This window comes from Bacillus yapensis, assembly GCF_005280205.1.
Lineage (GTDB): Bacteria > Bacillota > Bacilli > Bacillales > Cytobacillaceae > Robertmurraya > Robertmurraya yapensis.
The window spans coordinates 185483-207493 of sequence record NZ_SUND01000005.1; the positions used below are offsets into that span (position 1 = coordinate 185483).

General features: G+C 38.5%; 24 protein-coding genes. 10 read left to right on the plus strand and 14 right to left on the minus strand.

The annotated features are described in order from the left end of the window. Window positions 1–89: 89 nt before the first annotated feature. A complete protein-coding gene (locus FAR12_RS08610; RefSeq protein WP_126408336.1) occupies window positions 90–1481 on the minus strand; it encodes an RNA-guided endonuclease InsQ/TnpB family protein in 1392 nt (463 codons plus the stop codon). Between the two features lie 389 nt (window positions 1482–1870). Here FAR12_RS08610 and FAR12_RS08615 point away from each other — a divergent pair, with 389 nt between their 5' ends. The 4 genes from FAR12_RS08615 (at window position 1871) to FAR12_RS08630 (ending at window position 4561) form a co-directional block, all read left to right on the plus strand. Next, window positions 1871–2326: a hypothetical protein gene (locus tag FAR12_RS08615; protein WP_126408286.1), complete on the plus strand. Its 456-nt coding sequence runs from the start codon at window positions 1871–1873 to the stop codon at window positions 2324–2326. Window positions 2327–2426: 100 nt separating this feature from the next. Then, a complete protein-coding gene (locus FAR12_RS08620) occupies window positions 2427–2825 on the plus strand; it encodes a hypothetical protein (RefSeq protein ID WP_170972142.1) in 399 nt (132 codons plus the stop codon). A gap of 99 nt (window positions 2826–2924) precedes the next feature. Beyond that, window positions 2925–3344, plus strand: coding sequence for a MarR family winged helix-turn-helix transcriptional regulator (locus FAR12_RS08625; RefSeq protein WP_126408288.1), 420 nt, complete (start codon window positions 2925–2927; stop codon window positions 3342–3344). A gap of 11 nt (window positions 3345–3355) precedes the next feature. After that, on the plus strand, window positions 3356–4561 hold the full coding sequence (locus tag FAR12_RS08630) for an MFS transporter (protein WP_126408289.1): 1206 nt from the start codon (window positions 3356–3358) through the stop codon (window positions 4559–4561). Between the two features lie 41 nt (window positions 4562–4602). Here FAR12_RS08630 and FAR12_RS08635 read toward each other — a convergent pair whose 3' ends face one another. Beyond that, window positions 4603–5055, minus strand: coding sequence for a helix-turn-helix domain-containing protein (locus tag FAR12_RS08635; protein ID WP_126408290.1), 453 nt, complete (start codon window positions 5053–5055; stop codon window positions 4603–4605). A gap of 602 nt (window positions 5056–5657) precedes the next feature. Between FAR12_RS08635 and FAR12_RS08640 the strand changes: the two genes are divergently transcribed. Continuing rightward, window positions 5658–6647, plus strand: a complete 990-nt coding sequence (locus FAR12_RS08640; protein WP_126408291.1) for a S8 family peptidase — start codon at window positions 5658–5660, stop codon at window positions 6645–6647. A gap of 38 nt (window positions 6648–6685) precedes the next feature. Here the strand turns inward: FAR12_RS08640 and FAR12_RS08645 are convergent, their stop codons facing one another. The 4 genes from FAR12_RS08645 to FAR12_RS08660 form a co-directional block, all read right to left on the minus strand. Beyond that, a complete protein-coding gene (locus tag FAR12_RS08645; protein ID WP_126408292.1) occupies window positions 6686–7606 on the minus strand; it encodes a sensor histidine kinase in 921 nt (306 codons plus the stop codon). Window positions 7607–7628: 22 nt separating this feature from the next. Then, window positions 7629–8378: an ABC transporter permease gene (locus FAR12_RS08650; protein WP_126408293.1), complete on the minus strand. Its 750-nt coding sequence runs from the start codon at window positions 8376–8378 to the stop codon at window positions 7629–7631. After that, the gene (locus tag FAR12_RS08655; protein WP_126408294.1) at window positions 8371–9294 is read right to left on the minus strand and encodes an ABC transporter ATP-binding protein; all 924 of its coding nucleotides are present in this window, start codon (window positions 9292–9294) and stop codon (window positions 8371–8373) included. The genes FAR12_RS08650 and FAR12_RS08655 overlap by 8 nt, the downstream gene beginning before the upstream one ends. A gap of 79 nt (window positions 9295–9373) precedes the next feature. After that, window positions 9374–10066 carry a response regulator transcription factor gene (locus FAR12_RS08660; protein WP_126408295.1) on the minus strand — a complete coding sequence of 231 codons (693 nt, stop codon included), beginning with the start codon at window positions 10064–10066 and terminating at the stop codon, window positions 9374–9376. Between the two features lie 283 nt (window positions 10067–10349). Here FAR12_RS08660 and FAR12_RS08665 point away from each other — a divergent pair, with 283 nt between their 5' ends. The 3 genes from FAR12_RS08665 to FAR12_RS08675 all read left to right on the plus strand — a co-directional run bounded on the left by FAR12_RS08665 (window position 10350) and on the right by FAR12_RS08675 (window position 12387). Continuing rightward, window positions 10350–11066, plus strand: coding sequence for a 3-ketoacyl-ACP reductase (locus tag FAR12_RS08665; RefSeq protein ID WP_126408296.1), 717 nt, complete (start codon window positions 10350–10352; stop codon window positions 11064–11066). Window positions 11067–11187: 121 nt separating this feature from the next. Beyond that, window positions 11188–11946: a hypothetical protein gene (locus FAR12_RS08670; RefSeq protein WP_126408297.1), complete on the plus strand. Its 759-nt coding sequence runs from the start codon at window positions 11188–11190 to the stop codon at window positions 11944–11946. 18 nt (window positions 11947–11964) lie between these two features. Then, window positions 11965–12387 (plus strand): hypothetical protein, encoded by a 423-nt coding sequence (locus tag FAR12_RS08675; RefSeq protein ID WP_126408298.1) that lies wholly within the window; start codon window positions 11965–11967, stop codon window positions 12385–12387. Window positions 12388–12442: 55 nt separating this feature from the next. On the opposite strand, the gene FAR12_RS08680 is transcribed toward FAR12_RS08675, so the two are convergent. Continuing rightward, entirely contained in the window at window positions 12443–13531 is a 1089-nt protein-coding gene (locus FAR12_RS08680; RefSeq protein ID WP_126408299.1) for an outer membrane protein assembly factor BamB family protein, read from the minus strand. A 147-nt stretch (window positions 13532–13678) separates the two neighbouring features. Between FAR12_RS08680 and FAR12_RS08685 the strand changes: the two genes are divergently transcribed. Then, a complete protein-coding gene (locus FAR12_RS08685; protein ID WP_126408300.1) occupies window positions 13679–14818 on the plus strand; it encodes an Ig-like domain-containing protein in 1140 nt (379 codons plus the stop codon). A 37-nt stretch (window positions 14819–14855) separates the two neighbouring features. Here FAR12_RS08685 and FAR12_RS08690 read toward each other — a convergent pair whose 3' ends face one another. The 5 genes from FAR12_RS08690 to FAR12_RS08710 all read right to left on the minus strand — a co-directional run bounded on the left by FAR12_RS08690 (window position 14856) and on the right by FAR12_RS08710 (window position 18694). After that, window positions 14856–15338, minus strand: a complete 483-nt coding sequence (locus tag FAR12_RS08690) for a methylated-DNA--[protein]-cysteine S-methyltransferase (protein WP_126408301.1) — start codon at window positions 15336–15338, stop codon at window positions 14856–14858. Continuing rightward, entirely contained in the window at window positions 15331–16239 is a 909-nt protein-coding gene (locus tag FAR12_RS08695; protein WP_126408302.1) for a DNA-3-methyladenine glycosylase family protein, read from the minus strand. Before FAR12_RS08695 ends, FAR12_RS08690 begins: the two co-directional genes overlap by 8 nt. Before the next feature lie 5 nt (window positions 16240–16244). Further along, a complete protein-coding gene (locus FAR12_RS08700) occupies window positions 16245–16811 on the minus strand; it encodes a bifunctional transcriptional activator/DNA repair enzyme AdaA (RefSeq protein ID WP_126408303.1) in 567 nt (188 codons plus the stop codon). Between the two features lie 21 nt (window positions 16812–16832). Next, on the minus strand, window positions 16833–17606 hold the full coding sequence (locus FAR12_RS08705) for an isocitrate lyase/PEP mutase family protein (protein ID WP_126408304.1): 774 nt from the start codon (window positions 17604–17606) through the stop codon (window positions 16833–16835). 164 nt (window positions 17607–17770) lie between these two features. Further along, on the minus strand, window positions 17771–18694 hold the full coding sequence (locus FAR12_RS08710; protein WP_126408305.1) for an iron-hydroxamate ABC transporter substrate-binding protein: 924 nt from the start codon (window positions 18692–18694) through the stop codon (window positions 17771–17773). Window positions 18695–18972: 278 nt separating this feature from the next. Between FAR12_RS08710 and FAR12_RS08715 the strand changes: the two genes are divergently transcribed. Continuing rightward, window positions 18973–19809, plus strand: coding sequence for an alpha/beta hydrolase (locus FAR12_RS08715; protein ID WP_246010348.1), 837 nt, complete (start codon window positions 18973–18975; stop codon window positions 19807–19809). A 37-nt stretch (window positions 19810–19846) separates the two neighbouring features. On the opposite strand, the gene FAR12_RS08720 is transcribed toward FAR12_RS08715, so the two are convergent. After that, entirely contained in the window at window positions 19847–20839 is a 993-nt protein-coding gene (locus FAR12_RS08720) for an NAD(P)/FAD-dependent oxidoreductase (RefSeq protein ID WP_170972143.1), read from the minus strand. A gap of 25 nt (window positions 20840–20864) precedes the next feature. After that, window positions 20865–21815, minus strand: coding sequence for an iron-hydroxamate ABC transporter substrate-binding protein (locus FAR12_RS08725; protein ID WP_126408307.1), 951 nt, complete (start codon window positions 21813–21815; stop codon window positions 20865–20867). Window positions 21816–22011: the final 196 nt, after the last annotated feature.

Sequence of the window (22011 nt, forward strand, 5' to 3'; positions counted from 1 at the left end):
CCGAACGTTTAACAAGCAGTGGACCTGTCACATTGGTGTATTCACACCCAGACCCTCTATCCCGTCGGTCATGCCTTTGGGACTTCTTTTTATATGATCATTTTCTGTGGTTCCCATATTTGAACCGTTTCTACCTTGAATTCCTGCTTGTCTTTCAATTTTACAAGTACCTTTTTTAATATATTGGCTGCACCGTTCACGTCCGCATTAATCAGTAGACCACGTTCAGTGCGATATAAACCACGCTGAATCCGTTTCCCTGAAAATCGAATTTTATTACTACATTCGCCATATGTCGGTACATTATCATCTAAAAAACTCGCCTTAGAGGTGTAGGATTCTTCCGTGACAATTACCTTGATTCCATTACGAGCTGCTTTATATTCAATCATACTGATTAGTAAAGAATGAGGAATATGGACAAAAGATTGATTATTTCGTTTTCCGATGTGTATTTGTTGTTTCCACTCTTTATTTTGACCGATGATGATGGTGTTAATATTCTCATTTAAAGCAATCTTAACAATTCGATAGCTTGCTTTATGAAAAATATCCTTTATTTTGAATGATCTCGTTTGATGCAATTTCTCTAATCGTTTCGATGTAAATATTCCTTCACTAGGTTGTTTTCCGTGTCTTAATATCCCGAGATAGTGGGCCTTTCTTTTATTATAGTATTGATTGATCGATTTGATTTTTTGGCCCTTGATTAATACGGGATTTCTACCTGTATTTGTCACGATGGTTGCCAAATTATCAATCCCAAGATCAATACTCATGTATCTTCCGTTATCAACTAATATTTCCTGTTCCGATTGGACTTCCATGACTAACTCCACCATATATTCATGGTATTTTGGAACTACTCGAACTTGTTTTAACTTGCCTTCTGAAAGAGCCAATTTCCCGATATTCAATCGCTCCTTTGTTTTAGGGAATTTTAGATGTTTGTTGTTTTTAATGACACAATCCTGATTGGTAAAGAGGATCTCTTTTTCTTCTGAACGACAATATTTTGGGATTTTAGGTCTTCCCTTATATTTTGTTGGATTTAGTTTGTAGTCTGCTAAACTAGCATAAAAGGATTTCCAATTTTGGAATACAACTTTCATCACTCCTTGGCTTGATTGGGTGGGGAGCGAACGGTAATCAGGTTGTCCAATACGTTTGAACAATGCGTCCAGAAAATTGTAGTCTACATACGGATTATCTTTTGTCGGCGCTACAAACTCGTTTAATTTCACTTCTTTTTGCTTTTCTTTTGGTTTCTTTTGTTGGATTTTTAGTTTTTTTTGATAGGCTACTATTTGAATGTCATTCATAGGTTGGAGGTTTTGTTGGATCGTACGAACGACTTCTTGTTGTAGAGGTTGAAGTTCCTTTTCTTGGGTGAATGAAGTAAAGACTTGGCGGATGTAAAAGTTCGTGGTGTTGTATAAATTCTTAGCATTTTGGGTCATCTGTTGAAAATATGGATACATTTTATGCCCTTTTTTTACCCTAATCTGATGAGTACTATAATTTTTACTCTCACTAATCCCCTCGGTCACTTAAATCACCTCTCTTAATACCATTATACCAAACACACGTTCTTTAAATCCATCCTTAATATGAAATTTATTAAAAAACGCCAATTCACCCCCTCCTTAATATTTGGAACTTAAATTTGAAGAAGGGGTACTCTTGACAATTCTTGATAGATTTTTGGTATATTCTTGGGATTCATGAATAAAGGCGGCAAGTACTGGTCTTATTGAAGGCGTCTTCCTTTTTAACGGAAGATGTCTTTCATTTTTTCAATAATCTTAACTGCTTACGGACATACTAGCACTGAAATTCATCTACAAATTTCGGGAAGTATGGTGGGAAATTGTTAACATTTTCTTTCGCATTACTATTTTGCCTTATACTAATTGGATTTTATCGAATCAATCGACTTCCAGTTACTATCATCATACCGCTATGGCTTTTTATCATGCTTATTTCCGGATTGACCTTTAATTCTATTTTTACCAATTTAGGGTACATCGATAAACCAATGACTGCCGATCGTTATGTAACATACCACGTTCTTCACAAGCTGATCTCCCCTATAGGGTTACTCCTTATCGTGAACATTTACCATCGTCTAAGAGTCCCACTAAAATGGGGATGGACCATTTTGGGAACAGCCTTCTTTATGATCGGTGAAAAAATCGTAGAGCAAATCGGAATCATTAAATACGTAGACTGGAATATCGGATACTCTGCACTTATGTGGTTTTCAATCATTGTTCTTTGCCTTATATTTGATCATTTGTTGGAAAGAGGTGACCATCATCTTTAAATTACCTCCAAGTTTTGATGAAAATGAATGGTTTATTCTCGCCTCATTATTTTGCCTGATCGTTTGTTTTATCAAAATCCCTAAAATTTTTCCGCTAAATATGAGAATCTCTATATTTCTCTTCTATGCCGTTATTGGACTTACAGCTGATGTCATCATCGCGGCAGACTACCCTGTTGACTTATATACCATTACAGATACTCCCTATTTGGAGCTATTTGATGTGATTGCCTATGTTATCAATTATCCAATTTATGGCCTATTTTTTTCGTACATTATCAGTAAATGGAAAATGAGTTTGCTCAGCTTATCCTTCCTTATTGTTTTATGGAGTGGACTAACTGCAGCTCTAGAATGGCTTTCTGTACAATTTAACGTCTTTACTTACCATGGCTGGGATACGGGGCATTCACTCATTGTCTATTTATTTATTTTTTCACTAAGTACAGTTGTGACTAAATTATTCTCATATTGTTGGAGGAAGGAAAATCTTGCATAGTCCGCGATTCCCTATTTTTTCCTATCGGTAGACATTCACATCGAATTTTGATATAGTAATTTAGTTACCAATGATAACTATTTTTCAAGGTGGATGATTATGAAAACGTCGCAAAGATTTTTCCATCAATTATTAATGCTGTATCGACCGTTTGAGAATCGACTTGTATTGCTCCTCGGTGAGCATAAACTTCAACGAGCGCAATGGACGATTTTGTATTACTTATCTAATTTCGGGGCTGCTACACTTGTGGAGTTATCTAATTATCAAGCAGTGGAGAAGCCAACGATCACAAGGACCGTTCACCAATTAAAAGATCTCGGCTATATCGAACAAGTACCTAGTCAAGACAAACGGGAGAAAAAAATCCAGCTTTCAGATCTTGGTCAGAAGGTATATAACGAGGTACGTGTCTCGATCGATCAGTTTGAAGGAGATATTTTAAAAGGGGTTTCCGAATCAGAGCAGCTTGATGCGATTCGGATTATGAGTGAGATTCGCAATAATCTTATCAAATAAGGGGGAAAAACATGAATCAAGCAGCTAAGAATAAATTATGGACGAAAGATTTCATCGTTGTATCTTCCGTCAATTTTTTATTAACATTGGTCTTTTATCTTTTGATGGTGACAATCGCTGTTTTCGCCGTTGATGAATACCATGCTTCCACAAGCCAAGCGGGACTGGTTACAGGAATTTTCATTATCGGTACCTTAATTGGACGCCTGTTCATCGGGCGCTTTATTGACGTTATTGGTCGCAAAAGAACACTCGTCATCGGACTTATTCTTTTCATATTAACGACTGCTCTCTATTTCATTCATTTAGGAATTGGCTTCTTGCTTTTCACTCGTTTTCTCCATGGCATGATGTTAGGTATGGCGAGCACAGCTTCGGGTACAATTGTCGCTCAAATTATACCGAATACTCGAAAAGGTGAAGGCATTGGCTACTTTAGCATGAGTGCAACGCTTGCGACAGCGATCGGCCCGTTCATCGGTCTCTATATGAGTCAACATACATCCTTTGAAATGATTTTTAGTTTTTGTTTGGCTCTAGGTATTATTTGCTTACTCACATCATTCTTTGTGTATGTTCCAAAATTGGAGGTTAAAGCTCCTACTTCTGTCGCAAAAGGCTTCAAGATTTCCGATTTCGTTGAGCCAAAGGCATTGCCTATCGCCTTTATTACATTGGCTGTGGCATTCTGCTATTCTAGTGTTCTATCTTTTATTAATTTCTACGCAATGGAAATTGATTTGGTTGAAGCCGCAAGCTTTTTCTTTATCGTCTATGCTGGAGCTGTGTTAGTTTCCCGCCCCTTTACAGGACGCTTAATGGACATTAAGGGAGCAAACTATGTCATGTATCCAGCTTTCATTCTTCTTGCTGCTGGATTATTGCTTTTAAGTCAAGCAAATAGTAGCTTTACGCTTTTAGTATCCGGGGTCCTTATTGGTCTTGGATTTGGAAATATGCAATCTTGTACACAGGCTATTGCGGTAAAATTAACACCTGCATCTCGAATGGGACTCGCTACATCTACGTTCTTCATCTTTTTAGATGCAGGACTTGGATTTGGCCCTTATCTACTAGGATTTGTTATCCCACAAACAGGATACAGTACCTTATATATCATCTTAGGAGCACTTTCTCTTCTAACAACGATTCTATACTTTTTCTTGCACGGCAAAAAAGAAAAATTGGCCGTTGTTTATAATTCGACTTCTGCCTAACTAGAAAAGAGGTGTTCCCTTTGTGGACACCTCTTTTCTAGTTAATCCTCTTTATATTTTTCCTTCACAATTCCAGAGGCAATTCCTGCACCGACCATTAAAATAAGTGGTGTAAAATTCCAGAAGAATGATCCACTAACAAATGTGATATCTAGTGGCGTTAATTTATTGAGTAGAAAAACCCCTAGCTTGATAACCAGTAAGGCAACCCCTAGTAAAAACAAACAATCAAATAGAAACTTCAACTTCGGGTACGCCAATTGCTTGCTATCTTTGATCACCTTCTCCTTCAACTCCTCATCACTTTTTAATAATTCATCAATGGTAACGTCAAACAGATCGCTTACCTTTATAATCGTTTCGATACTTGGATAATTTTGTCCATTTTCCCATTTGGAAACAGACTGGCGGCTCACAAAAAGCTTCTCTGCTAATTCTTCCTGAGACCAGCCTTTTTCTATTCGTTCCTTTTTAAGCTTTTCTCCAAAAACCATTGTCTTATCACCTTTCTTTTGTCTAACCCCATTATTGTGAATGCAACGATAAAAGTAAAGATAGCTTTAGTTGCAAGGCTTCGCAACCTCTAGTTACCTAAGGATAAATCAACGTTTTACACAAAATAACGAATAAAAAAGCCAATTTTTCTCAAAAAGACTTCATTTTTTTACACAACTCAAAATTAACATTTATTGGGATTAACGACCTATAAAATACGAACAAACACTCTAATTTTTATTACTTTGTACGCGCGTATTTGGGTCCAAAATGGAAGAATCTACTCAGATTTTGGTCGTGGGCTTGTCAAAAAAAGGGGCAATTGCTCTATTGTGAAGGATTAATTTTTGTAATATTTTAAAAATACAACAAGTTTTTTAAAATCCTCTTAGAGCCTCATTTCACCAAGTCCACATGTTTCAACTTGGTATTTTTAAATTAGCCGAACAGAAAGGAGAATTAGATGCCTATACCTTGAAAGAAGGAAGTCCTAATTGGAGCATTTTCAAATGATGATCATGCGAAAAACCTGTAAGAATTAGCACTAAGACAAGGATTACAAAATGCTTGGACAAGCTAATATTAAAGGAGGTTCCTTTTTATGAAGGGTGAAGCTTTAATTACAAACAGAATTGTTCGTTTAATACCGTATAAAGTTGAAAGTATCCAGCCGGCAGTAGACACGGTTCCTGCGGGGGTAGAAATTATTGAGGCACCGCAAATTTGGGCAGAAGCAAACGAAGGAGACGGGATTGTCGTTGCCATTCTCGATACCGGAATCGACTACAACCATCCAGATTTAAAAGATGCTGTCATTGATGCGAAAAACTTCACCGACGAAGGTGCAGAAGATGACGTTATGGATGGAAATGGACACGGGACACACGTTGCAGGAACAATTGCCGCAAGACGTGAAGGCTATGGCTTAGTTGGAGTAGCACCGAAAGCGAAGTTACTTATTTTAAAGGTTCTCGATTCCCATGGAGTTGGTTCCTATGAGGGGATTATCCAAGCCATGAATTACGTGGCTGATTGGCAAGGGCCAAATGGAGAAAAAGTTCGTGCAGTTAATATGTCTTTAGGTGGGCCCGAAGATGTGCCAGAACTTCATGAAGCAGTGAAGAGATTAGTAGATTCCGAGATTCCTGTCATTGTCGCTGCAGGGAATGAGGGCGATGATCGGGAGGACACATTCGAGTACTCCTATCCTGGAAGCTACAATGAAGTTATTGAGGTAGCGGCTTCAACCTTGACGAACGAAGTAGCACCCTTTTCGAATAGCAATGATCAAATCGATGTATTAGCACCAGGCGTAGACATCGTCTCCACGTGGGTCGATGGTCAATATGCGAAATTAAGCGGGACATCCATGGCGACTCCTCATGCCGTAGGTGCTGTGGCTCTTTTGATTGCAATTGGTGAAAAAACCTTTAAACGTACACTAACAGAGGCAGAGATTTATGCCCTGCTCGTGAAACGAACGGTTTCCCTTGGGAATGATGCCACAGCCGAAGGACACGGGTTAATCAAACTCAACTATTCAGAAAAAGTAAGAAAGCTTGTTAGCTCTATTGGAGAAACCCTAGTATAAACATATTTTGTTTTTCACTATTTTATAAAACTAAAAGGCTATCGATTTTGATAGCCTTTTTCTTGATGAATCCATCTACACTTCATATACAATTGGTTATTCCTTAACTCCGCTGTAAGACTGCCATTCATTTTCTCCATTAAGCTTTTGGCAATGGATAATCCAAGACCCGTTCCTTTTTCCCTTCTGGATTGGTCTCCTTTGTAAAAGCGATCAAAAATAGATGATAAATTCTCTGCCTTCAGTTGAGGAGCTGGATTGCTAACGATCAATTCAACAAATGCTCCCGTACGATTCAAGGCAATTGTTACATCTCCAGTTGAATGTTTGATGGCGTTTGAAAGCAAATTTTCAATTACTCTTTTTGTAGCAGATGGATTTCCCATCACTTTGAATGGACCATCAGAATTAACAAGTTTCGGCTCCATCTTCCTATGATTAAATTCATCATAAAACCCGACCACAACTTCTAACACGATCTCATTTAAAGAAATCGTCTCTAGCTTTAATGAATAATCAGCTGACTCAATAACGGATAGTTCAAAAAAATCCTCTAATAATACTTTTAATCGCAAGGCACCCTTCTTGACCGTGGTAACATACTCTTTTCTTTTTTCATAAGGAATATCCTCCGATTCTAAGAACTGAATATATCCAAGGATGGACGTCATCGGAGTCCGAATATCATGTGAAATATTTGAAATAGCCTGCTTTAATTCATTCTCTGTCCGTCTTTTTTGAGCAACTGCTTGTCTCGTTTCATCTATTTGAACATTAATTTCCTCTGCTAGTTTCTCAAAATCCTTATCATAAAAACCGAGACTAATTTTCTGATCCGTCTTGTCTTGATGCCTTTCTTTAAGCCGTTTAGTCGCACTTCGTATCTCTTTTTTTAGAAGAAGAAAACGAGTGAGAAAAAATAATGCAATCAAAAGCGAACCTATTGTGACATACACCATTTTCTCTCACCCTCCTTGTTGATTATTTAATTTCTTTTTTCTTATACAAGATACTACCTAATAAGCCAAAAACTATAAAAGTGACAACTGGTACGACAATCATTTTCGTCATTTCACCACTACTTAAAGCACTGACATTGACAATCTCCAATAAAAGCTTAAAAACCGAGTAGTTGAAAACAGGCTCAAACATTGAAATATTATTGGCTACGCTGTACAGCACACTATCAAAAAGGATAAAAAAGATAAGCATGAAACCGATCGCTTTCCCACTATCTGCTAAAAGCGTGGCAAACAAAGCCATGATCGATGCAAATGCAGCTCCATAGAGGGCTGTTAACCATATAGTTTGAAGAAAATATCCAAGATCAGGCATTTCGTAAAAACTAAAGTATACCGCACTCGCTCCAGTCATCAGAAGAGGAAGAATCAAAGAAATGACCATGGTTCCTACGGAAAAGATGATTAATTTTGCAAAATATAGCTGAATTCGGCTATTTCCTGATGCCACCATATTTTTCATCGTCCCATTTGAATACTCGCTCGAGATGAAGAAACCAGCTAATATACACGGTACGAGTTTGATCACATAGTTATTTCCACCAAGCACAGAATACTGATAGAAATCATTTACTTTTACCGCTAACGTAGCTTCATCCATGACGATTAACAAGGGATAGCCGATACTCGTAATCACTAAAAGAAAAGTCAATAACCAAAACGAGCGATCTTTTTTCAACTTATACCATTCAGATTTAATCAGATTACCCATGGTGAACACCACCAATTCGTTCCATAAAGTATGATTCCAAATCTTGTCCCATTGGCATAAAATGCTCAATCACCAATCCTTCATTGACAAGTATGGAGGATACTATTCCTGGGGTATCAACAAAACCAAATAATTTGATCAATCCATCTGGCAAGACTTCAAACTCTCTTGTTGACAGATTTGATTCAATCACCGCAGCAGCCTTTTCTGGGTTGTCTACTTTTATATGCAAATATTGTTTACATTTCTTATTAAGTTCATCTAACGTTAATTGCTCCAATAAATGCCCTTTATGAATGATCCCATAATGAGTAGCAAGCAAATGAAGTTCACTCAATATATGACTGGAAATCAAAATCGTAATGCCATATTCCTGATTGAGCTTCTTCAATAGTTCCCTTACTTCTACAACGCCCATTGGATCCAGTCCATTGATCGGCTCATCCAAAATCAAAAATTCGGGATCTCCCAACAATGCGATCGCGATTCCGAGGCGCTGCTTCATCCCTAACGAAAAATTTCTAGCCTTCTTTTTCCCCGTACCCTGAAGGCCCACTAATTCAAGCGTTTTTTCGATGCATTCCTTCCCAGGGATTCCTTTTAAAAGTCGATGTGCCTCGAGATTTTCAACGGCCGTCATATGTGGATACAGCGCCGGTCCTTCAATCATCGTGCCGATTCGTTTCCTCGCCTCGTTAAGTGCTTGACCATTACTATGAACAAATAATTCAACAGTTCCAGTAGTTGGACTGGCAAGACCTGAAATAATTCGAATTAGAGTGGACTTCCCAGCACCATTTTGCCCAATAAAACCGTAAATTGAGCCCTTTTTTATGGAAAGGTCCACTTTATTCAAAGCTGTTTGATTCTTGAATTGCTTTGATAAATGACTTGTCTTTAGTACATATTCAATCATTCATTTCCCTCCTTACTTTGTTACTCACAGTTTAGAAAGGAAATCTTAATAAAGACTTAAGGAGAACCTTAAGAAAACCTTAAGATTTCAAGCGATATCCCATTCCCCAAATCGTTTCAATATATTTCTCATTTGGATTGACTAATGCTAACTTGCTCCGAATGTTGCTAATATGCACATTCATCGTATTATCATCACCGTAAAAAGGCTCTTCCCAGACACTTTCAAACAAATTCTTTTTCGTAAAAACCTTCTTTGGCGAAGATAAAAGAAGAACTAAGATCTCATATTCACGAGCAGTAAAACTTAGTTCTTTTCCTTGTGCAGATACTGTTTTGGCCTCCAGATCAATTTCTATATCTTTAAATGTTAACTTTTTCATGCTTGGCAACTTATTGATTCGTTGATATCTTCTCAAATGAGAATCGATCCGTGCTGACACTTCTTCAATATCAAACGGCTTGGTGATATAATCATCTGCTCCTGTTCTTATCATGCCAACTTTGGTTTGTTGGTCCAATTTTGCTGAAATGATTATCACTGGAGTACTGTTTGTCGCAGCAATCGTGGCAAGAACCTCTTCCCCCGACATCCCTGGAAGCATAAGATCCAGCAATACCAAATCCCATTCTTCCTTTTCCAGATAGAGCATAGCTTCCGTACCGGAAAAAGCTGCCTGGGGAACATAACCACTATTTCTAATAATATTGCATAGCAATTGGTTAATATCATTGTCATCTTCGACTACTAATATCTTTATCTGTTCAACCATTTAAGTCTCACCTTCCGAAAATAGCCAGGTTCTTTTATTAAAAATTCTACCATATTTATAAAAAAATACTTTACGTTACTTTACTTCGTTCACTTATTTTTAGAATAATCGTCACTTATGACTTCCCGTAATTCCTTAAATTATAAGTCCCGTTTATGAACTGAATATGAACGACAAAACAATGTGGAGAGTTGCAGCCGCTGAGTCAATATTTTGCATTTTTTAATGGCTTCGTTTTAAATTACAGATAGGGTTTCAAATCATTTTTGAAAGGAATGACAACATGATTTCATTAAAAGGAAAAACGGCGTTAATTACCGGTGCTGGTAGAGGAATTGGACGAGCAGTCGCGATTGCTTTAGCGAAAGAAGGCGTAAATCTAGGATTAATTGGATTAACGATGTCCAATCTTGAAAAAGTAACTGCCGAGTTAGAGCAATATGATATAAATATTTCTGCGGCAACAGCAGATGTATCTGATCTTGAAGCAGTTCAGCATGCAGTAGAGCATATCAAGTCTGACTTAGGACCAATCGATATCTTAATAAACAACGCAGGAACTGGTAAATTTGGAGGTTTCCTTGAGCTATCACCTGAAGAATGGGAAAACATTATCCGAGTAAACGTGATGGGCGTGTATAACGTAACAAGAGCTGTTTTACCAGAGATGATTGAGAGAAAATCAGGTGATATCGTCAATATTTCTTCAACTGCTGGCCAAAAAGGCGCACCTGTCACGAGTGCATACAGCGCTTCTAAGTTCGCTGTACTAGGGTTAACAGAATCTCTTATGTTAGAGGTAAGAAAACATAATATTCGTGTCACGGCTTTAACACCAAGCACTGTCGTTACTGACTTAGCAGTTGAAACAAATCTCATTTCCGGAAATCCTGAAAATGTAATGCATCCAGAGGATCTTGCAGATTTGCTCGTTTCAGGACTAAAGCTTCATCCAAGAGTCGTTCTAAAAACAGCTGGATTGTGGTCAACAAATCCTTAAATTATGCGGAAGCAGGACTTACATAGTTCCTGCTTCCTTTTTTTTAACCAATTGGAGATGAATGGAAATCGTTCATTTTTAACATACTATTCTTGACTATTGATGAAGAAGGTATTTGCTGATGGACATTCAAACTAGGCATCCTCTTGCAAAAATAAGCGTATTCGGCATCACGCAACTAAAACCACATAATCCATACATGATCGCTTGGTGGTCGGCTGTTTTTCCTGGATTTGGCCACTATTTACTTAACCAATACACACGAGCAACTATGTTAACATTGGCAGAAGTATCCCTGAATACGATGGCTCACATAAACGAAGCCATGATCTATTCTTTTTGCGGCAATTTCGAGCGTACCACACTCGTTTTAGAGCCAAGATGGGCATTAGGCTACTTAACAATCTACCTAATAGCCATCTCAGATAGTTTTCGTACGGCCTTGTACCAAAACAAACTGTATCATCTAGCCTTATTTGAACATAGACAGACTCCCATTGTGAAAATATTTCCTACTGAAATTCAATATATTGAGATAAAGAGTCCTATCCTCACTGCACTCTACTCGTTTTTCTTTCCAGGATTGGGGCAATTGTACAATCATCGATATGGGCTTGCCTTCTATGCAATGCTGTGGTGGTGGATATACATGTCCCTGTCTAAAGTACATCATGCATTCATCATCCTTGCACACGGACATCTTCAAGATTCGATTTCTTTACTTGTTCCTCATTGGCTCTTATTTATGCCTTCGGTTATGGGGGGCTCCATCTACCATGCATACCGAACGGCTATTGAACATAATCATCTTTTTCGGATAGAACAACGTCGGTATCTAACAAAAAGATACGAAAACGTTAAACTTCAAATTTTCCCTTAAGCAGGCAGGTGCTTTTTGATGTTAGTTATTGGTTTATTTAGACAATCGATCGAACTAGAGCAAGCACTTGCTGAATTGGAAAAAAACATGATTCCCAAAGAACAGGTCCTTGTTACATTTATGGATAAGAAAAATAACGAACATAAACATATGCCCCACCCTTTTGAGATCGGAATTTGCTTTGGAACAGCAGCTGCTGTAATAGGGGCAACATGTGGATTCGCGTTGACATTGGGGCCGATTATTTGGGGATTAATTGGAGCATTTATCGGGTATTGGATTGGGGTCGGTATTTATTTTTTTATAAATAAAGGAAAAAGTTCTTCCCCTCTCCTGCATGAAGTGACTGTCATCATCCAATGCAAAGAAGAACAATTCCTTCATATTAGTAATCTATTATGGAAATATGAACCTCTTTCCATTGGACACCACCCACAATGAAAAAGCCCAATGGCTAGAGTCAATCTCTAACCATCGGGCTTAACGTCGCACCTAATTACTTCGATACAACCAACAGACCTGACATCGTGTCATGTCCTTGACCACAAGGAATAGCACAATAGAATCGGAATTCTCCCTCTTCTGTCACAACCACTTCAAATGTTTCTCCTTCTTTAATATTCATTCCTAGTTCATCTAGAGCAATACCATGAAGACCAGAATCGTTTTTCATTGTGAACCGGACGGTGTCTCCTACCTTTGCTTTCACTTCTGTTGGACTGAACTCAAAGTTTTTAGCCGTCAGATTGACTTCTACAACCTCACCTGTCGCCTCTGCCCCAGCATGAGGATCCGTTGTTTCTTCAGCCTCGCCAGCCTCTGCTTGAGATTTCTCTCCACCTAGTGCAAAGACGAATACTTGAGGATCGTTCCCCGCAGAAGTTATCATAATATACTGCTTTCCATCTACAACAAAAATGGATGGAGATGCTGAAATCGTTAGACCCGTTGTTTGATAGGACCAAATAATCTCGCCAGTTGCGGTATCCAATGCATTTACCTTACCACTGTAGTACGTGGATTTGAAATGGCCTTCAACGCTAGTTTCTCCTGTTTTTTGATCAATCGCAACGACACCAACATTGTTTGTGATCATAAATACTTTGCCTTCTCCTACAGCAACACCACGATTCGAGCTTGGTAATCCTGTCCGCTCAGCGTTTTCCTTGATTTCTTCCGGTGGAATCCACTCCCAAATCACATCACCAGTTACAGCATCAAAGGCATACACATAGTTCATAGCTGTAGTCACATAAGCAACACCATCAACAACTACCGGGAAACTTTGATTTCCAGCAGGAATATCTGGGTTGATGTCTTTAAATTTCTTGCTCCAAACAAGTCCTACATCCCCTACATTCTCTTTTGTGATTTCTTCATAAGGGACGTGACGAGTTAATCCTAGGTCATAACCAAAAGTCGGGAAGTCACCAGGCTCCGCTTCTTCTACTACAGGATCCTCTACCTTTTCCGGCTCTTCTACCTTCTCAGGCTCCTCTACTTTCTCAGGCTCATTTTGACAGGCAACCAACATAAACGTGGAAACCGCCAACACAGCGGAAATCCATTTTACCTTTGTTCTCATTGTAACCCCCCTTAAAATGAAAGCTAATTACTAGTAAGTTTATATTAAGCGCTTTCATTTTTTATTCACAATTTTTTTCGGGTTCCGTACTTTTTACTTGACTAACTGTATAAAAATATAAAAACGCTTACATTAGAGGGGGCCATTATGAAAAAGAATATCTATTTCTTATTAATTCTTGCTTTTGTTGCGAGTTTGGTAGCCTGCCAGAAAGAGGAAGAAAAAGAGATTACGAAAACGACAGAGGGAAACGAAGCACAAGGAGAAGCACTAAGCTACAATATTTCGCTTAAACTAGAGCAAAACCAATTCTCTTATGAAAATTGGAAAATGGATAGCAGTCACCATAAGCTCGTCAAAGGGAAACTTCTAGTGGATGATAAGCCCATAGCTGGTGCAGAAATTCAAATGTCCAATAAGAGAAAAACGACTACCGATCCAAATGGAGAATTTTCCGTAATGGTAGATGCTAACATCATAGAAAAAGATATTATCCATGTGTCCTCTCTCGATTATGCAACACTCGAAGGGCAAGCTATTCCAGACGCATTGAAAAAGGATTTACTTGCTTTAGAGGAAGAATTAGTCGTCTATTACCCGATTGAAGTAGACAAAACGGAAGAAGTAGCTGGAGATCCTAGCAAAGTGAAAGTCTACGCCCATGCTTCCTTACATGAAGATGAAGAGTTTCCAAAGTTCGGAGTCGAGAAATTCCCGATTATTGGAACGGTGAAAGATGCCGATGGCAATGCAGTTCAAGGAGCGACGGTGAACCTTCGTCGTGATGGAGTAGAAGGATTCACGATGTCGAACCCTACGAATGAAAATGGAGAATACTCCATGTACTATATCCCAGAAGATGATGAGAACCACTATTTAAATGTCTATCTCCCAAGTCAGCATGTGACCTATACCCTACCGCAGGGAAAAGGATTTCTATTCCCTGATGATTTCGGTATTACCCTTGATATTGTTTTACCTAAGGAAGGAACCATCATTCGGGATGAGCCTCCTACTCTTGTTGCTACAAACGCAGAAGGTGCCCTTTACAAAGGAGTTCTAATTGGCCTAAATACAACGGAAGACTATACCATTACCGTCCCAGATCGAGAAGGTTCCTTTGTACTCACTGTACCAAAAGATGTTTGGGAAACGAATCCAAGCTTTTACCAAATCAACTACCGTGGTTTCTCAAAAGAGCCACTTGATTTAGGAGATACCTTAACATCCGATTTCCTCCCGCTTCCTGAAAAAGATGAGCCTGATTATATTGTCGTCAAGAAATAATTCAATCTTTTTCATGCCAGGAGATGTGTTCTCCTGGCTATTGTTCTTGAACTGTTTTCTCATGTTTAAGAAGCCATTCTTTCCTCCATAAACCACCTGCATAGCCCGTTAATTTTCCATTCGAACCGACAATTCGATGACACGGAATCACAATACTTAGCTTGTTCTTACCATTTGCACTGCCCACTGCCCTGACAGCTTTTTCATTCCCAATTGAAACCGCAATATCTTTATAAGTTCCAGTTTCAGCATAGGAGATATTTGTTAAAGCGGTCCACACTGTTTTTTGGAAATCCGTTCCCTCAAAGCTATATGGAAATGTAAACTTTTGACGTGTTCCTTTAAAATATTGATCCAGTTGTTCAAAACAATCCTTTAGAACCTTTGGTGTTTCCTTTTGCAAATCGTTTACAATTGTATCCTCTTCAGAAAATAGAATGGAACATATCCCTTCCTCTGTTCCTACGATTTCTATTATTCCAATTGGTGATTTGTAATCTAATTTATGTAGCCTACTCATATAAGGACCTCCACAGATAAAAGGTGGCGTATGCTTGCCAGCCTTCCCAATTCTCTGCCATTTCTTTTATTTCATCTACCGTTGGTTTTCGCTCCATTCCTAGCTGACGCATCAATGCCTGATGCAGCCCAACATCTGCAATCGGAAATGCCGACGGATCATGTAAGCATCTCATTTGAACATAATCTGCCGTCCATGCTCCGATCCCACGAAAACTCATTAAGAATTTCTGAATTTGTTGATAGTCTTCTTTTTGAAGCAATAGCTCTTTTGATAATTCACCATTTACCATGGCTTTCGCGATGCCAATTATATATTCAGCCTTCCGAACGGTAAATTGAAGCTTCCTTAACTCATCCACTTCCAATGCTGCAATGGTTGTAGATTCTGGGAATAACCAATATGTACTCCCATCAATTGTATAGCTTTCTCCAAATTGCTCCACGAGGCGTCTCTTTAATGTATAAGCAAAAGTTAAATTGATTTGTTGTCCCATAATCGCCCAAGCTACCGCTTCAAATAGATCGGAAATACCGATAATCCGTAAACCATAGTATTTCGGAACAATATCTTTCAAAATCTTATCTTTTCTAGCGACCTTGTAAAATATCCCTAGTTCTTGATCCAAATCAAACCATTCCCAAATGTAGGAGGCTACTTTTTCAATCATAAGAATCGATGGGGCTCCCATTGGAAATTTAACGAGAATGGCTTCAGAATCACTCCCAATTTTCAATAGAAGAATCTCACCATCCAGTTTTACTAGTTTATATAAAGAACCGTCCTTTATTTGATGCATATTCTCTTGCTCAGATCGTCCTAAATAAGCGAGGCATTCCTTAAAATTAAATTCCACAGGCGGATAAATCTCAAGCGTTGAACCCTTCTTACGCCAGTTCATTTGCCTCACGCCTTCCCTATGAGTATTCGATACTCACTAGGTGAGCAATTTTTTAAACGACGAAATATCTTATAAAAATTCGAAGTACTCTGAAATCCCGCCTCATAGCAAATCTCAAGATTGGTACGTTCAGTTGTTGTTAAAAGGTGGGCCGCTTTATCGACCCGTATTTTTTCTAAGTAGGTCCGAGGGGTTTCTGACGTTTCCTGTTTAAACAACCGTTCAAGATAATACGGACTTAGCCCAACATGATTCGCAATGTCTTGTAATTCAAGCCTTTCGGAATAATGTGTGACTAAAAACTCCACGACATTTCTGACCAACTCCGTATGTGGAGAATGATCCGTTTCAGGTTGACACCTTTTGCATGCACGAAATCCAGCTTTCTCGGCTTCTTTGATGTCATAATAAAATTCCACGTTTATTTTTTTCGGTTTTCTGGAGCGACAGGAAGGACGGCAGAAGATTTTTGTTGTCTTTACTGCCGTAAAAAAGAGCCCGTCATATTTACGATCACATGCGATAATTTTTTCCCACATTTCATCAAAAGAAAGGTTAATATTTGTGCCCATTATCCATACCGTCCTTCTAGCTTAATTTTTATACAAATGTCCAGTATCCATAGACTCTATTAATCGCGCTGAATTCTCTGCCAAAAAGGCTATATACTGATCGGAAAAAGCATTTCCGAAACTAAACCGTTTAACACCTAGTTCCTTAAGCTTATTACAATTTGTTAGTCCAGGTAAAGATAAGACATTTACCGGTGCATCAACAGCCATTGTAATTTTTCTGATTTCATCGTCGTTCGTTACCCCAGGTACAAATATTCCACTTGCCCCGTTTTCCACATAGGATTTAGCACGCTCAATGGTTTCCACTAATGGATTATTAACCCCTTGTAAATAGGTATCTGTTCGAGCGTTAATGTAAAAATCCTTGAAACCATTCGCATCGAGGGCTGCCCTTATTTTTGATAAAAGTTTACTGTGCTCCTCTATATCTCTTAACCCCTGTTGTTTTTTTAGTGAATCCTCCAGATTGATGCCAGCTACACCAATATCTGCTGTTCTTAGAACATTAGTAACAATCTCTTCCGCGGTATCACCATAGCCTGCTTCAATATCTGCGGAGACCGGTATTTTCACACTTTCTGTAATGCCTTTAATAATTTGGAGATGCTTTTCAAAATCAATAAGTTCTCCATCGATATAGCCAAGGGAGTTTGCAATCCCCCAGCTAGTCGTTCCAATCGCTTTGAACCCAGCCTTCTCAAGTGCCAGGGCAGAAAGTACGTCCCAAGCGTTTCCTAAAAATAAAACTTCCTCTGTTAAATGTAGTTCATTGAATTTCTGAATTTTGTTCATGTTATAGCCTCCTAATGGTTGTTGGACCCATTTTAACAAGGAAGCAATATGGTTTTCGTCCTCATTCTTGCTCTTATGGTCTATCCAGAAGACGAAGCTTTGATCCTTACAACAAAAAACCTCAACTAAGGATCACCCTAGTTGAGGTTTTGAAAAATCCCAATTTAATTCTCTTTAGTCAATGAGTTAACCACAAACTCTAATTGATTTTCTAGAGTAATCGCATCGTTAAACCAGAAAGACTCAGAATCAAATTTGAACACATTTCCATTTTTTACTGCCGGTATCTCCTTCCATACACTTGTTTCGGTGAAGGACGGATCTGCATCATTCTCTCCTACCCCTACAAAGATATAATCTGCGGCATATTCAGGAATGACCTCTGGTGAAATGGCTTTGTAGCCAGGTCCAAATACGTCCGCTTTTACCTTTTCCGGAGCTTTAATTCCTAGAGCTTGGTACATTACCTCTGTACCACGTCCCCAGTTTTGTCCATAAATGTAGGTTTCCTTATCAACCTGCTCGATAACCATAGCTGTTGCATCTTCACCAATTGCAGCTCTTACTTTTTCCTTCGCTTCAGCTGCTTTTTCATTCCATTCATCTACCCACTCTTGCGCTTCTTTTTCTTTCCCTAAAATTTCTCCGATTTCAAGATGCTGCTCTAGATAGTCATAGTTAGTGTTGGTTAAAGCAACAACTGGTGCAATCTCAGAGTACTTTTTGATATTTTGATCATTCGTAAAGGTAATGATTAAGTCTGGCTCTAACTCTATAAGCTTTTCCACCGCTCCATCCGTTACAACTTCAACGTCTTCGATCTGGTCACCAAAGAATTTATTTCCTTTCACCCATTCATTCACAGCAACCGGCTTAACCCCAAGTTCTAACACGTTCCCAACATAAATATGTGCAAGTACAGCAACTCTCTTAGGTTCTACCGGAATTTCCACATCGCCATTTTCAGCATGGAAAACTCTTGTTTTCGTTTCAGAATCTGCTCCTACTGGCTGTTTCGAATCCTTTCCACAAGCTGCTAATAATCCTATTAGAACAAGTATGCTTAAAAAAAGTAATTTCTTCTTCATCCATTTTATCTCCCTTTTAGCAGATATATTTCATCCTTTTATTTTGCGGTTGAAACAGAGTCCATTCAGCTCCAGTTTCCCTCCACCAGTAATTAATTGTAAATGATTATCATTATCAATTAGATATTAAAATATATTTTACAATTTGACAATACATTTTCACTAACTTTCTATTAATTTTGACTAGTTTGTGAAGGAACTATTTTACAAGGTCCTATTTTCACCCTATAATTATCGATAACATTCTCAATTAATCCATACAAAGGACGGTCAAGAAAATGGATATCCGAACAAATCATTCACCCATTCCTATGGCTACTCTCCCCAATTCCCATCGATGGGTCATGCGTTCTAAAGAATCAGGCAGAGACTATCAAATATCTGTCGCCTTTCCTTCAGAAGAGCCATCTTCTCAGGGATTTCCGATTGTTTATTTACTAGATGGAAATTCTGTTTTCGGGACGATGGTGGAATCAGTGCGGTTACAGTCCCGTATGCCTGCTAGAACTGGAATTGGTCCAGCCATTGTCGTAGGCATTGGCTATGAAACAGATACCCCATTCCATCCGAATCGCCATTATGATTACACGCTTCCTGTACTAGCCTCTGAATTGCCGCCAAGTTATGATGGAAAAGGTTGGCCAGAGCAAGGTGGAGCAGATCTCTTTTTGTCATTTATTGAAGAGGAGTTAAAACCATATATTGAGCAACAGTATCCCGTGAACAAAGAGCGTCAAATTCTATTTGGTCATTCTTTAGGTGGGCTTTTCACCTTACATACCCTTTTTACAAGACCTGAGTCTTTCCAAACGTATATTGCTGGAAGTCCGTCTATTGCTTGGAATGAGCGTTTGCTATTAGAAGAGGAAAAAGAATTTTATCTGAAGCTGAACCTTATCAAGCATAAAAAACATCTCTTATTATCAGCCGGAGAATTAGAGAGAAGCCATGAAAGCAAAGTAAATGAAAAAGCTGAGGAGCTGGCAAAAAGGCTATCAAATCACACAAATCTAGTCGTAGCCTATGAGGAATTTGCAAACGAAAATCATATTTCCGTTTTGCCTGTTCTAATAGCAAGAGCGATTCGATTTTCTTTAAAAGTTTCAGAGGAATAAAAAACAACACGGTCGTCTAAACCGTGTTGTTTTACATTTACTTTCTTTTTCCAAGGACTACTGTACTGTAGACTTGTTTTGGTGCAGATGGCTCTAAGTAGAGCTTCACACTGTTCACAGCTGTCTGCCCTTCAAAAAATCCAGAACCGATGAGTGTCCGCTTATTAGGATATTGCACAATATCTCCTGCAGCATATACTCCTTCTACATTCGTAGCCATTTGAGCATCTACACGGATCTTATTGTTATCAAAGTCTAAATCCCATTCTGACATTTGTCCCAATTCCATTTGGGCCCCGTGATGAACAATGAAATCATCGATGGAAAGCGTCTCTTCCAGACCACCATTTTCATCCTTTAGAACTAACGTTTCAAGCCTTTCGTTGTTTCCAATCAGATCGGTGATCGTGTAGGGAATCTTCAACTCTACTTTTGATTGGAGTAATTTCTCATGATCTTCGGCACTCGCATGGAATTTATCACTTTTATTGACAAGCCACACCTTGTCCGCAAATTTGGATACCATCATCGCCCAATTGACCGCTCCGCTTCCTCCACCTGAAACTACTACTCTTTTTCCACTAAATTTCTCGATGTTTCGGATACTATAATGGAGGTTTTTCCCTTCATACTGCTCAGCCTTATCTAAAGTGAACTTTCGCATGTTAAAAATGCCTGCCCCAGCTGCAATAATGACTGTTTTCGTCATATGCTCCTCAAGATCCGTATGCAGATGAAAATAGCCATCTGAGTCTTTTTCAATTTGTTGTACTCTCTGTTCCAAAACAATCGTAGGATTCAGGCTTTCCGCTTGTTCCTGTAATTGTTCAACGAGTTGGGTACCTGTTACACCAGGTAGGCCGGCCACATCATAAATCCATTTTTCAGGATAGAAAAACGCGACCTTTCCACCTAGCTGCGGTAAATGTTCAATTACCTTTGTTTTTAACCCTCTCATTTCACTGTAAAAAGCAGTGAATAAGCCAGTCGGCCCGCCGCCAATGATCGTTACATCATATACATCTTTCAAAATAACATCCCCAATTTCAAAACGATCAATTATTTGTTAATTTTTCAACAATAAAATCGAATTGTTGATCTAATGAAAGTGGGTCATTAAAGAATGAACCTGCGGAATCTACTTCAAATACAGTTCCATTTTTTACAGCAGGAAGGTCTTTCCATATGTTGCTTTCACTTACATTATTCTCAGCAGTATCTCCTGCCCACTTACTTGTGAAAATATAATCACCTGCATATTCAGGAAGAACTTCTAAAGAAATACTCGCATATCCAAGTCCATTGTCTACAGCTTCTTCTTGTGCTTTTGGAGGAGCTTTTAAACCAAATTCAGTGTAGATAATTTCTCCACCACGCGCATAGCTATCACCATATATATAGATCCCTTTTGCGTAAGGCTGGATTAGAGAGACGGTCTTATCACCAACAGCATCCACTACTTTTTGCTTGTTTTGTGCGACCTTTTCATCCCACTGTGTGATCCATTGTTCTGCTTGGTCTTCTTTGCCTAACATTTTCCCAAACTCTCTTAGCTGATCTTTGAAATCTAATTTTCCATATTCAATTTGAACAGTTGGCGCAGTTTCTTTTAATACCTCGATATTTTCATCTGTATTGTAGGCAATAATTAAATCTGGATCGAGCTCCAACACTGCTTCTGCAGATGTTCCCTCACCAAGATTTGTTGCATCTTCTAGCTTTCCGTCAAAATATGGGTTATCAATGGCCATTTGTGTAACGCCAATTGGGGTAACACCTAAAGTAAGCAAATAACCTACATATGTTGGTCCTAAAACAACTACTCTTTCTGGGTTGGCAGGAATTTCAACATCACCAAAATCGCTTTTATATGTTCTTGTTTTCTTTTCCTCTGTCGCTGAATTGTCATCTGCAGGCTTAGAATCACTATTCCCACAAGCTGCTAATACAGAGATGAGCAATACAAAAATTGCTAAAACACTAGAAAGTCTACTAAATTTTTTCATCGTTATTCCTCTTTCTATTTATTAGTTTAAATGTTGAAGATTGAGTCAAACGGAACAGATAGATGCCTTTTAACCATATATTCAACACATTTTTACTGTAAACGATTACACTCGAGAGTCTGTTTCTGATAAAATAAATTTATAACTCTTGCTATCTTATTGAAAATAATTATCATTATCAATATATATCCGATTC

What these genes read in the sequence shown, in the direction of transcription:
- FAR12_RS08690 (WP_126408301.1), bottom strand. Translation starts at nt 15,338, where the DNA reads ATGAGTAGGCTACATAAATTAGATTACAAATCACCAATTGGAATAATA.
- FAR12_RS08630 (WP_126408289.1), top strand. Translation starts at nt 3,356, where the DNA reads ATGAATCAAGCAGCTAAGAATAAATTATGGACGAAAGATTTCATCGTT.
- FAR12_RS08705 (WP_126408304.1), bottom strand. Translation starts at nt 17,606, where the DNA reads ATGAACAAAATTCAGAAATTCAATGAACTACATTTAACAGAGGAAGTT.
- FAR12_RS08675 (WP_126408298.1), top strand. Translation starts at nt 11,965, where the DNA reads ATGTTAGTTATTGGTTTATTTAGACAATCGATCGAACTAGAGCAAGCA.
- FAR12_RS08715 (WP_246010348.1), top strand. Translation starts at nt 18,973, where the DNA reads ATGGATATCCGAACAAATCATTCACCCATTCCTATGGCTACTCTCCCC.
- FAR12_RS08685 (WP_126408300.1), top strand. Translation starts at nt 13,679, where the DNA reads ATGAAAAAGAATATCTATTTCTTATTAATTCTTGCTTTTGTTGCGAGT.
- FAR12_RS08660 (WP_126408295.1), bottom strand. Translation starts at nt 10,066, where the DNA reads ATGGTTGAACAGATAAAGATATTAGTAGTCGAAGATGACAATGATATT.
- FAR12_RS08625 (WP_126408288.1), top strand. Translation starts at nt 2,925, where the DNA reads ATGAAAACGTCGCAAAGATTTTTCCATCAATTATTAATGCTGTATCGA.
- FAR12_RS08635 (WP_126408290.1), bottom strand. Translation starts at nt 5,055, where the DNA reads ATGGTTTTTGGAGAAAAGCTTAAAAAGGAACGAATAGAAAAAGGCTGG.
- FAR12_RS08645 (WP_126408292.1), bottom strand. Translation starts at nt 7,606, where the DNA reads ATGGTGTATGTCACAATAGGTTCGCTTTTGATTGCATTATTTTTTCTC.
- FAR12_RS08725 (WP_126408307.1), bottom strand. Translation starts at nt 21,815, where the DNA reads ATGAAAAAATTTAGTAGACTTTCTAGTGTTTTAGCAATTTTTGTATTG.
- FAR12_RS08700 (WP_126408303.1), bottom strand. Translation starts at nt 16,811, where the DNA reads ATGGGCACAAATATTAACCTTTCTTTTGATGAAATGTGGGAAAAAATT.
- FAR12_RS08655 (WP_126408294.1), bottom strand. Translation starts at nt 9,294, where the DNA reads ATGATTGAATATGTACTAAAGACAAGTCATTTATCAAAGCAATTCAAG.
- FAR12_RS08665 (WP_126408296.1), top strand. Translation starts at nt 10,350, where the DNA reads ATGATTTCATTAAAAGGAAAAACGGCGTTAATTACCGGTGCTGGTAGA.
- FAR12_RS08680 (WP_126408299.1), bottom strand. Translation starts at nt 13,531, where the DNA reads ATGAGAACAAAGGTAAAATGGATTTCCGCTGTGTTGGCGGTTTCCACG.
- FAR12_RS08650 (WP_126408293.1), bottom strand. Translation starts at nt 8,378, where the DNA reads ATGGGTAATCTGATTAAATCTGAATGGTATAAGTTGAAAAAAGATCGC.
- FAR12_RS08610 (WP_126408336.1), bottom strand. Translation starts at nt 1,481, where the DNA reads ATGTATCCATATTTTCAACAGATGACCCAAAATGCTAAGAATTTATAC.
- FAR12_RS08670 (WP_126408297.1), top strand. Translation starts at nt 11,188, where the DNA reads ATGGACATTCAAACTAGGCATCCTCTTGCAAAAATAAGCGTATTCGGC.
- FAR12_RS08640 (WP_126408291.1), top strand. Translation starts at nt 5,658, where the DNA reads ATGAAGGGTGAAGCTTTAATTACAAACAGAATTGTTCGTTTAATACCG.
- FAR12_RS08695 (WP_126408302.1), bottom strand. Translation starts at nt 16,239, where the DNA reads ATGAACTGGCGTAAGAAGGGTTCAACGCTTGAGATTTATCCGCCTGTG.
- FAR12_RS08620 (WP_170972142.1), top strand. Translation starts at nt 2,427, where the DNA reads ATGAGAATCTCTATATTTCTCTTCTATGCCGTTATTGGACTTACAGCT.
- FAR12_RS08710 (WP_126408305.1), bottom strand. Translation starts at nt 18,694, where the DNA reads ATGAAGAAGAAATTACTTTTTTTAAGCATACTTGTTCTAATAGGATTA.